Genomic DNA, 685 nt, shown 5'->3' with positions numbered 1-685 from the left:
CAGAGTCGAGCTATTATCGGGTACTGAGTGCACAAGGACAACTTCACAACCGAGGCCGTCAGAGGAGTAGACAAAAGCAAGCGAAGCCAACGAGTTATACGGCGACAGGCTCGAATCAAGTCTACACATGGGATATCACTTACTTACCTTCAAAGGTTCGAGGCCAGCACTATTAYCTGTACGTCATTGAGGACATCTACAGCCGAAAAATCGTGGGTTATGAGGTGTATGAACGTGAGTGTGGTGAGTTAGCGTCACAACTCTTGCAACGAACGCTGGTGCGAGAGCAGTGCTTCAATCAACCGCTGGTTCTTCACTCAGATAACGGTGCGCCTATGAAGTCACTGACGTTCAAAGCGAAGATGGATGAGTTAGGTATTACCTCATCGTATAGCCGCCCAAGAGTCAGTGATGATAACCCATATGTCGAGTCGTTGTTCCGCACGGTAAAGTACATGCCAAGCTGGCCGACAAAGGGTTTTGACACCCTCAACAGCAGTCGAAGTTGGGTTGAAGCTTTCGTGCGCTGGTACAACACCGAACACATGCACAGCAAGTTAAATTACGTCACGCCTTCAGAGCGTCACAATGGAAAAGATAAAGAGATCTTGAAGCGCCGTGCCGAGGTATTACTCGCTGCAAAACAGCGAAAACCTGAACGATGGACTGGTGATATCAGGAACTG

1 protein-coding gene is annotated in these 685 nt (G+C 48.7%); it reads left to right on the top strand.

The window, feature by feature from the left end; genetic code table 11:
* On the top strand, nt 1-685 hold a 685-nt coding region (locus tag ELS82_RS25625; RefSeq protein WP_134837833.1), incomplete at both ends, for an IS3 family transposase.

Source organism: Vibrio ouci (assembly GCF_004551525.1).
Taxonomy (GTDB): domain Bacteria; phylum Pseudomonadota; class Gammaproteobacteria; order Enterobacterales; family Vibrionaceae; genus Vibrio; species Vibrio ouci.
The sequence above is the reverse complement of the archived record's forward strand: the minus strand, read 5'-3'. Positions and strand labels throughout refer to the sequence as shown.